This window comes from Thioclava sp. UBA3469, from assembly GCF_002378135.1.
Lineage (GTDB): Bacteria > Pseudomonadota > Alphaproteobacteria > Rhodobacterales > Rhodobacteraceae > Thioclava > Thioclava sediminum.
In genome coordinates, this window is the sequence record NZ_DFRG01000121.1 from 1427 (window position 1) to 11121 (window position 9695).

The following is a 9695-nucleotide window of genomic DNA, read 5'->3' on the forward strand; positions in this document are numbered from 1 at the left end:
CGGCATCGTCGCGCCAGTTTGGCAAGTGATGTTCGTCCAGCCGTCGGGCAAGCTGGATATCACCACGGATGGCGTCGACGGCCTCGCTGACCCCAAGACAGACCAGTGACACCTCGAGCTCATTGCTGAGATAACGAAGAACATTGAGAAAGCGTCGCTGTTCGCGGTGGGTCCCGGCCAAGAGGTTGTGGACCTCGTCGATCATGATCATCCGCAGGCCAAGGTCGCGCAAAAGCGCAACAACACGGACTTCGAGGGAGGCCACATTTTGAGCGCGCGCGCCCAGTGCCGTGGCCGGTGCCCCGACGGACGCCAGGATGTGCAGATAGAACCGCCGTTCGTCGGGAGCTGGCGGTGCTTGTAACAGCAAGAGCGGCGTTCGCGTAATTCCCGATGCTGGGTCATATTCCGGTGCATATCTGCGCGACAGGTTGCGGGCGATCATCGTCTTTCCGATCCCGGATGCGCCATGCACAAGAAGGCCAGGCATACGGGTTTGCCTTGGCGCTTCGATCATACACTGCAAACGGTCCAGAACTTGTTCGGCCCGCGGAAAGCCGATCCAGATATCCGATTGAATGAGGGCGATCCGACCGTCTTCCTCTGTTGTCCCTGCCCTCAATTCACCATCTCTCCACTTTGAACAATGGGCGCGATGTATCACCCGTGTCGATCGGGCGCAGCCCTTCGGTTTTCGAGACAGCCGAGTTGGTGCCCTCCAATGTCCCTTTTCTTTCACGGGATCGGCGTTCGGCCTTCGTTAGGCCCCGGCTTTCAAACTCGATCTGGCGTTGCTGTCGGATCAGCTCAGCCAAGACCAACTCATTGGACCCGGATTTGCCAAGGGCACGGGCCTTCCTCATGGCTTCGCGATATTCCCAGAGCGGCACGGGCGGAATTTCCAAGTTTCTGTAACGCGCCTCAACATATCGGCCATCGTCCAATTCGACCCAGATCATTGAGATATCGCGAGGGTCGTAGCGAACGACCACCTTCCCATCGCCGCGCCCAATGTGGCCTGCAAGAGCATCCGACCAGTACCGTATCTGGAACAGATGGATGCCGTCACGCCTGACCTTACGCAGTTCGCTCGGCAAGAAGCTCACCCGAAAAGCTTCCATCTCGAAGGGGATGTCGCCCATCATTTCCGCTGAGAGTGCCTCCCATTTGGCGACGGGCGTACAGCCAAGACTTGAATGAATGCTGTTGTTGTAGCGGCAGATTTCCAGAGCAAACCAGCGATCGAAGTCGCTTAAGGTCATCGTGGCCATGCCCTCGGCGTCATAGTCGCCCTTGGCCACGACCGAGGATTGCGTTGTTCCAGGCAACAGGTGCACGGCCCCCATCATCGTGCCGATCAATCGTTCGATGTGCCCTCCGAAATGAGGACTGCCTGGCGGCCGATAGACCAGATCGATCCCCCATTCCGCACATGCCGACCGAAAGGCTTGCGACCGGAAATCGCGCCCGTTATCGACGTGGATCCTATGCGGTTTACCCTGCGCGGGCCAAGGAACATTGCACACCAATTCCGCCAGAAGTTCCGCCTTGGGGGCCACAGCCTGTGTCAGGCAAAGCGCCACCGACAGACGCGAAGGTGCCTCGAGAGAGGTGTAATATCCGGTCACCATCCGCGTTGCGACGTCGATCGCCAGCGTGACCCAAGGCCGCCCAATTGGTTGGCGTTCAAAACTGTCGACGAGAATGATGTCCGCAGGCGTATGGTCGATTTGCACGACCTCCAGTGGCTGGTTTGCCTTGTTGTCGCCTACGACCGGCGCAAACTTCTGGCGGGCCGCCTTTGCGCCTTCGCGTGCCTTGGCAATTTCGCGGGCATCTATTGCATCCAGCCTGCGCTGAACCGTCCGACGTGTCGGCGGTTGCAAGCCCTGCTGCCAGCACGCGCTGCGAATTTCTGTCACGACGCGCGACAGGCTTGGACGTTCCCGCCTTAAGAAATAACGGCGAAGATGTTCTTCAATCACCGCTTCCACCTTGCCGGATATCAAGGTTGTACCAGTCGGGCGGCCCCGTTTCCGCGGTACCAGAGCGCTGGTGCGCCCACCCTCTTCGGCCAGACGCTTTATCCAGCGCCAGACAGTCGCCCTGCTGACACCAAGCTCCCAAACAGCATCATTGATGCCACTTTCCAGACTGCCAGTTCCTTTGAGATATGCATGAACAAGCGGACGCAGAACGGCCGCCCTGCGCGCCTCCTCAGCACCAGCGGCAACGGAGTCTTCGCGATCATCATCCATCAATATTTGCCATACGAAGCTGCGAACCCTGTCTCAGGTTTAAGGGCAAAAATATCGGAATTAAAGGCAAAATCTCATATTTAAGGGCAAAGCACAGCCGTTGATTTCGTTGGATTTTTCATCCCACAATTAAGGGCTACGCGACAGCCCCGGGGGAAGGGGAAATCGAATGGACAGCTGTCTTCCGTGCCTTGGCTGCTTGCGAAAGCGACCCGCACCTCGTGCTGGAACTGCGTGATAATGCGGACATTCCGAAGGGATTTCGCGCGCTGAGTGATCTTGGTGTGGTGATTTGACAGCTTGTTGCATGGGTCGCGGATTTTGGCGAAGACGCCGGTTCTGATATCCTCAAGGTAGCGCCCTATGCCGCATATATTCAACGCTGGTCGACGCGATAAGTTTTCCAAGGCGAAATACACGGTGACGAATTGGTCGGATTTCAACGAGGCTCTGCGCCGTCGCGGAGACGTTACGATCTGGCTTGAGGCCGGGGCTGCCGGGCGATGGTCAGCGCCGAAGCGAAAGGGTCGCGGTGGTCAGCCAAAATATTCGGACTTCGCGATTGAGACGTGTCTGACGCGGGGGCTGATCTTTCACCAGCCGTTGCATCAGACCCAAGAGTTCGTCCGGTCGCTACTTGGACTGATGGGCGTGGAGTTGCCGGTTCCAGACTTCTCGACCTTATCGCGGCGGGCGATTGACCTCTCGGTCGTGGACGAAAGGCCACAATCCAGTGGCCCCACCACGCTGATCGTGGATAGCACAGGCCTGAAGATCCATCGCGGTTCGGGCTGGCAGGACGAAAAGCATGGCACGTGAAAGACCCGCAAATCCTGGCGTCAACTGCACATCGGGTATGACCCGGACAGCGGTGAGATCGTCGCCTCACTGTTGACCACAGACCAGATCGGCGACGAAACCGCCTTGCCCGACCTCATCGTGGGGATCGCAAGCTAGGTGACCCGCGTTCTGGCGGACGCCGCTTATGATGGCACCGTAGTTTCCGATTGCTTGACCCAAAAGTTCTGACCCGATGTCGAGATCACCATCCCGCCACTAATTACCGCTGTTCCCGGCCTACGCGATGGGCGCAACGCTCACATAGAGCATATCGCCGAGCATGGCCGAATGGCAGGGTAGTCAGCAACGGGATACAATCGCAGAGCCCTCGTCGAAGCCCAGATCGGGCGCCACAAAGACCCTCAACCGCATGACCCGCCTCGGTCATGCGGTCTTCAAACGTGCCGCATAGTCGTTCGGGGAAAGGGGCGCCTGCACCCATATTTTGACCCATGCAACAAGCTGGCATGAAAGAAAACTGAACCGTTGAGGTGATGGCTCATTGTTCGAGCAAATCACCTTGGCATCTGCTTAAATCACCGGAACTTCGCACGGAGCATATTGCTGAGTATATCCACAACGGTCACACAGGCGAGGATGACCAGCAAAACCGCTGACACCTGTGGGTAGTCCAGAAGGCGGAGCGAGCCGACGAGCTCAGTGCCGATACCGCCTGCACCAACCATACCCATGACGGTCGAGGCTCGAAAATTATATTCCCAGCGATACATGCTCACATCTGCGAATTGCGGAAAGACTTGAGGCAGGACGCCATGCAGGATGACTTGCATTGACGTGGCTCCTGACGCCTCGGTCGCTTCAATCGGTGCAGGATGCGCGTGCTCGATGGCCTCCGCAAAGAATTTTCCGACCATTCCAACCGAATGGAGGCCAAGGGCCAAAACACCAGGCAACATGCCAAACCCTACAGCTGCAACGAAAATTATACCCATGATCAATTCTGGGATCGAGCGAAGCGTATTCAGGACGACCCGCGAGACTTGGTAGATAACCTTGTTGGGCGATGTGTTCCGTGCGGCCAAGAAGCCCAGTGGCAAAGAGAGAGCGACCGCCAGCGCCGTGCCGGCGATAGACATAGCCAGCGTCTCGACAAGGGGTCCTACCCAGTCGCGCCAACGGCCGAAATCCGGCGGGAACATCTCAGTGCCGAGGATACCGATAGCCGGCAAGCCGCTGGTCAACCGGCTCCGATCTAGCATCCCGGTCATCCATAGCGATACAATGACGATCGCGGCGACTACGGCGATTTGAAGGAGCAGCTTTCGCCGCCCCTTGCTGTCCTCGGCCAGCACATCTTCAGCGTTGGTCAGCGCAGGCTGGGCAGTCAAGAGGCGGGTCATGGCGGTCTCCTAGTTCGGGCATTCTCAGTCGGCTTGCAGGTTCTTGCGGATGTCACGGATGATGTCGTAGTCGGCATCCGTGATTGCTGCGAACCCGTCGGCCTTGAACGGCGTCAGGACTGCATCGCCCGCGTCGGTCCCTGGCTCCAGCGTCAGGAAGGCGTCCTTGATTGAGTCTTCAAGCGCCTCGGTCATGTCGGTGCGCATAACCCAAGGATATTGTGGGATATCGGCGGAGTAACCGATGACAATCAGCTTCGATGCATCAACCGACCCCTTGGCCAGCAGGCTCTCGTAGATCGGACGGCTCAGACCGCCGACAGCGGCATTGCCCAGCTCGACGTTGCGCGCCACCGCGTCGTGCGCGCCCGTGAAGTTCTGGGTATAGTCATCGCCCTCCGTCACGCCTTCGAGCATCATCGTGTATTTCGGCGCGAAGTGGCTCGAGGTGGATGCCTGATCGCCAAAAGCCACATCGATGCCCGACCCTTCGATATCGTCGATCGAGTCGATACCGCTTTCGACATTGGCAATGAGGACAGACTGGTAGGTGGTGCTTCCATCCGTCACGCGCGCGGCGAACGGCTCGATGTCCAGATCGCCATCCGCCATCTTGGCCTTGGCGATGGTGTAGGAGGCCGGCCCAAAATACGCGACATCCACGCGGCCAAAGCGCATCGCCTCGATCATCGAAGAGTAATCGGTCGTGACGATCAGTTCGATATCCTTGCCGAGCTTCTCTTCAAGATACGCGGCCAGCGGCTTGTTATCCTGGATCACGGTCGAGGCGTTTTCATCAGGAAGCAGCGCGACGCGCAAAGTGTCCGGATCATAATCGCCTGCTGCGAATGCGGCTGTTGAGGCCAGCAGCATGGCGGTGAGAGTTGCGATATTCTTCATGGCAGTCTCCAAGAGTTGAAAGATCAGTTGGTCGTATCGGCCGGCGCGCCGTAGATGCGCGACAGCGCGGCGTTATCCAGTGCCGAGGGCGGTCCGTCAAAAACGATGTCACCATCACAGAGGCCGATGATGCGATCGGCATAGGCCTTGGCAAAATCGAGTTGGTGAAGGCTGACAATGACGGGAATTCGGTCTTCGCGGCATACGTCGCGGAGGATTTTCATCACCCGGTCCGAAGATGCTGGATCGAGCGATGCGATAGGCTCGTCCGCGAGGATCAGCTTTGGCTCCTGCGTGAGCGCGCGCGCAATGCCGACGCGCTGCTGCTGGCCACCCGAAAGGCTGTCACAGCGTGTCAGCGCCTTGTCAAAGAGGCCCACGCGGCTGAGAGATTCCAGCGCAAGGTGTTTCTCGGCGCGCGAAAAGCCTGCCAAACTGCTCCAGACAGAATGGCGACCGAGACGCGCCATGAGGACATTGCGCAGAGTGCTCAGGCGGCCGATCAGTTGGTGCTGCTGAAAGATCATGGCGGTGTCGCGCCGATGAAACCGGATATCGCGGCGCGACTTCAACTGCTGGCCCGCCGATGTCACGATATGTCCTGCGCTTGGCTGGGTCAGCAGGTTGAGAGTGCGAAGAAGCGTAGACTTACCGGCGCCCGACGGACCAAGAAGGACGGTCACTTCCCCGTCCATGAATTGGCAGGTGGTCTTATTGAGTGCGCGTGTGCCGTTCGGGTACACGACTTCGACATCGTCGACGCTCAGAATATCACGTCCCATAATACTCATTGACCCATCCATCGCACCGATTCTCCTTCTGTTAGTTCTTTGATACGCAATATATATGACAGTTTTATTACATATTGCGATATATGTTCCTTGCTGTTAGTGATTGGAAAATCGCAGCTAAGGATGTTGGATAATGGTCAAAATTGTAGTGCCCAACTGGATCGAAGATGAGACGCTGGCACGCCTTTCAGCGCACGGGGATGTCGTGACCAGCGAGGGGCGCGATCCACTCGCCGACGACGAATTGCGTGCGGCTTGCGCGGATGCATCGGCGTTGATGGCCTTCATGACCGAGTGCGTCGACCGCCCATTTCTGGACGCCTGCCCCAAATTGAAGATTATTGCCGGCGCATTGAAAGGCTTCGATAATCTTGATCAGCGGGCCTGCACAGATGCCAGGGTGCTGTTGACCTATGTTCCGAACCTTTTGACCGAGCCGACGGCCGAGTTGGCCATTGGCCTCAGCATTGCGCTCGCACGGAACATGCGTGCGGGAGACGCGCATCTACGGTCAGGAACGTTCGCCGGGTGGCGGCCCAATTTTTATGGTGGCAGCCTGCAAGGCGCGACCGTGGGCATCATCGGCGGCGGTGCAGTGGGCCGCGAGACAATGCGGCTCCTTTCGGGTTTTCGAGGCCGGCGCATCTACTTCGACGAAAATCGCCTCGACCCCACGACGGAAAAAGCTCTCGATGCGCAGTACGCTCCGCTCGATGATCTCACCCGCCTGTCTGACTTCATCATCCTTGCGCTGCCATTGACGGACCAGACCAAGCACATCGTGAATGTATCTTTTCTAGCAGCGATGAAACAAGGGGCTTATCTGGTCAATCCCGCGCGCGGATCGTTGGTGGATGAGGCCGCCGTCGTGGAGGCGCTGAACACAGGCCGCCTTGCCGGCTATGCCGCGGACACGTTCGAGATGGAGGATTGGCATCGCCCGGATCGGCCAAGGCAAGTTCATCCAGCGCTCCTCGCCTGTGACCAAACGGTTCTGACACCGCATATCGGATCGGCAGTCAGCGAGGTGCGCCGCCAGATTGCAGCCGAGGCCGCCGATGAGATCATCGCCTTTCTTTCTGGCAAGCGGCCGCGCCACGCCGTCAATCCCGAGGTGCTCGAGACGTGAACCCGACTGTTCTCAAAAGCTTCGTCGCGCTGGCCGAACTCGGCAGCTTCCAGACTGCCGCCGTCCGGATCGGCATCGCGCAGCCTACCCTGTCGCAACATATCAAGAAATTGGAGGAGGACTTAGGCGCGCCCTTGATCCAGCGCAGCCATAGCGGCAGCCGCCTGACCGACGCCGGGCTGCGACTCCTGCCACATGCACAGCAGATTCTTACATCCACTCAAAGGGCACAGGCCGCCGTTTTATCCGAGTCGCTCAAGATCGGGTGCAGCGGCAACATCGCATCATACTTCATGCCGGATGCGCTGGCATCCTTTCTCAAACAGACATCATCGCAGATGCGATGGGAGGTCATCTCAGCCCCAAACCCTCGCGTTGCGCAGATGTTGCTGGCCGAAGAGATCGACATCGCCGCGATGGAGTGGCCAATTTCCCACCCCGCCGTAACGGTGGCTCCTTGGCTCAGCGATGAAATGATCGTCATCCTGCCAAGCGATCATCCACTTGCCACGCGCGAAGAGATCAGCTTTGCCGAACTCAAGACGCTCAAGATGCTGGGCGGCGAGCGCGGCAGCGGGACCGGCACCCTTCTGACAGAAGCACTAGGGCCCCAAGCAGAAGATGTCGACACCATCGGCAATGTGGGCTCGACCGAGGCAGTTAAGCGCAGCGTGGCCGCCGGTCTGGGCGCGTCCATCGTGCTGGAGACGGCGGTGCGAGGCGAAATTGCTTCGGGCTCGCTGGCACGAGCAAGGCTCGAAGGAATGCCTTTGAGAAAGCAGTTTTTCATCGCGCAAATCACATCAAGCGCCGAGACCGGCCCAGCGGCCCGGCTTTTCAAGTTTCTACTTGAGTCCGACTGACGACCCTACCCGGATAGATTGGATCGACGCGCTAGTCACAGAGGGGGTTCCGTCGCAAAGTTCAGTGTGGCCAAGAAAGACGCTTCCTCGGTTGCGCGTCACGCGGCAAGACTGGCATAGATCTCGAAGGGGCAACCACTTCCCAACTCTCCTTTCCTGATCATGTGTGCCGTTTCTATACCGTCCAAAGTTGCAGTTGCTGATCTGAATGACTTGAAGCCCAACATCGGCCTGATCCGCCGTTTTACGCCTCGGTGATCCTGCTCAACGATGTTGTTATCCGGCATGAATGATCTCGGCACCCCAATCGGAGGTTTATAATACCTCGATGTGGGTTAGAATTGACCCACCGGGATTGGGGTGTTGGGAGCACGAATGGCGGGCAGGCCGAAGTATCTCATGAGCTGAGAGCTCGAGTTGTTATCTGGCCGCCCCTTCGACTTGCCCGGTTGCGCTGCGAGCGCGGATCCGTAGTTGTCGTGTGGCCCGCTGGCTCCCTTGTTTTTGAACATTGAAAGGAGCCAATCATGAAGATCATTGCCCTCGATGTGCATCGTACCTTCGCACAAGTGGCGATCCTGGAGAACGGCAAGATCAGGGATGCCGGTCGCCTGGAGCTTGAGCGCGAGCATATCCTGAAATTTGCAAAGCGGCTAAATGTGGAGGACGAGATCGTTCTGGAAGCGACGGTCAACACAAAAGCCATCGTGCGACTGCTAAACCGAGGATCAACCCCGCAGTCGAGAACATCATCGCGGTGACCCTGCGGGAGATGTGGTTGCGCCCGGAGCAGCCGGACCTTGCACCGATCGTTGAAGAGATCCGCACCCGCTGCGCAGAGGAAGGGCACACTCCGCCCGCCTATGTCACTGTCGCCCGGCGCATTCCCATCCTGTTCACCCCGGAAGAAATTGCCCGCCGCCGCCTGTCGGATAGTAAACACCTGCACCGGCTGAAGCCGCGACCGGGCTACATCCGGGCTAACCACGCGCTCGACGTTGTCCAGATCGATCACACGCCGGCAGACATCCAGTTTGTCGAGGTTATTGATGACCACGGTGTCTTAGTCGGGCGGCCATACCTGACCATCGCTGCCGATGTGGCGACGAGCGCGATCATCGGCTTCTGCCTGACCCTCGAGCGGCCGTCGCGACTGTCTGTGGCACTTTGTCTGGCGCACGCGATGTGCTGCAAGATTGACTGGCTGGCAGAACGCAGTATCGATCATGCTTGGCCGATGCACGGTCGCCCAAAGCAGATCGTCGTCGATTCCGCCAAGGAATTCCAAAGCAGCACCTTCAGCAGAGGATGCGCGGACTATGGCATTTCCATTCGCATGCGGAACAAGGGCACCGTGCATCGGGGCGGAGTCGTCGAACGCCTGCTGGGGAAAGTGAACACGGCGCTGCGGGCTTTGCCGGGCAAGACGGGGCGTTCCATCGCGGATCGGGGCGACTATGCCTCGGAAGCGCGGGCACGGCTCAGCTTCGCGGATCTTGAACGCTGCATCGCGCTCGCGATCATCGACCACAACCTGAGCCAGAATGCGCGCA

Annotated in this window: 9 protein-coding genes and 2 pseudogenes; 5 read left to right on the forward strand and 6 right to left on the reverse strand. The window is 58.5% G+C overall.

The window, feature by feature from the left end:
• Both B3D39_RS09905 and B3D39_RS09910 read right to left on the reverse strand, forming a co-directional pair.
• A partial coding sequence (locus B3D39_RS09905) for a TniB family NTP-binding protein (RefSeq protein ID WP_286789643.1) occupies nt 1–664 on the reverse strand: 664 nt, incomplete at its 3' end.
• Complete coding sequence (locus tag B3D39_RS09910) at nt 624–2258, reverse strand: Mu transposase C-terminal domain-containing protein (protein WP_156102975.1); 1635 nt, start codon at nt 2256–2258, stop codon at nt 624–626. The genes B3D39_RS09905 and B3D39_RS09910, both read right to left, overlap by 41 nt.
• 363 nt (nt 2259–2621) lie before the next feature.
• Here B3D39_RS09910 and B3D39_RS09915 point away from each other — a divergent pair, with 363 nt between their 5' ends.
• Entirely contained in the window at nt 2622–3077 is a 456-nt protein-coding gene (locus B3D39_RS09915; RefSeq protein WP_009573552.1) for an IS5/IS1182 family transposase, read from the forward strand.
• A 557-nt stretch (nt 3078–3634) separates the two neighbouring features.
• Here the strand turns inward: B3D39_RS09915 and phnE are convergent.
• The 3 genes from phnE to phnC are packed head-to-tail and all read right to left on the reverse strand — an operon-like array spanning nt 3635 to nt 6150.
• A complete protein-coding gene (gene phnE / locus B3D39_RS09920) occupies nt 3635–4459 on the reverse strand; it encodes a phosphonate ABC transporter, permease protein PhnE (protein ID WP_009573551.1) in 825 nt (274 codons plus the stop codon).
• A 24-nt stretch (nt 4460–4483) separates the two neighbouring features.
• Nucleotides 4484–5359, reverse strand: coding sequence for a phosphate/phosphite/phosphonate ABC transporter substrate-binding protein (gene phnD / locus B3D39_RS09925; RefSeq protein ID WP_009573550.1), 876 nt, complete (start codon nt 5357–5359; stop codon nt 4484–4486).
• A 23-nt stretch (nt 5360–5382) separates the two neighbouring features.
• A complete protein-coding gene (gene phnC / locus B3D39_RS09930) occupies nt 5383–6150 on the reverse strand; it encodes a phosphonate ABC transporter ATP-binding protein (RefSeq protein ID WP_231886304.1) in 768 nt (255 codons plus the stop codon).
• A gap of 133 nt (nt 6151–6283) precedes the next feature.
• Between phnC and B3D39_RS09935 the strand changes: the two genes are divergently transcribed.
• Nucleotides 6284–7279 (forward strand): NAD(P)-dependent oxidoreductase, encoded by a 996-nt coding sequence (locus B3D39_RS09935; RefSeq protein ID WP_038147407.1) that lies wholly within the window; start codon nt 6284–6286, stop codon nt 7277–7279.
• Entirely contained in the window at nt 7276–8142 is an 867-nt protein-coding gene (locus B3D39_RS09940; RefSeq protein ID WP_009573532.1) for a LysR family transcriptional regulator, read from the forward strand. The genes B3D39_RS09935 and B3D39_RS09940 overlap by 4 nt, the downstream gene beginning before the upstream one ends.
• Nucleotides 8143–8240: 98 nt before the next feature.
• Here B3D39_RS09940 and B3D39_RS09945 read toward each other — a convergent pair.
• Nucleotides 8241–8420, reverse strand: a pseudogene (locus B3D39_RS09945) (DDE-type integrase/transposase/recombinase); the annotation flags it as partial.
• A gap of 249 nt (nt 8421–8669) precedes the next feature.
• Here B3D39_RS09945 and B3D39_RS09950 point away from each other — a divergent pair.
• Complete coding sequence (locus B3D39_RS09950; protein WP_009573530.1) at nt 8670–8903, forward strand: hypothetical protein; 234 nt, start codon at nt 8670–8672, stop codon at nt 8901–8903.
• Nucleotides 8904–8920: 17 nt separating this feature from the next.
• Nucleotides 8921–9695 (forward strand): annotated as a pseudogene (locus B3D39_RS09955) (DDE-type integrase/transposase/recombinase); the annotation flags it as partial.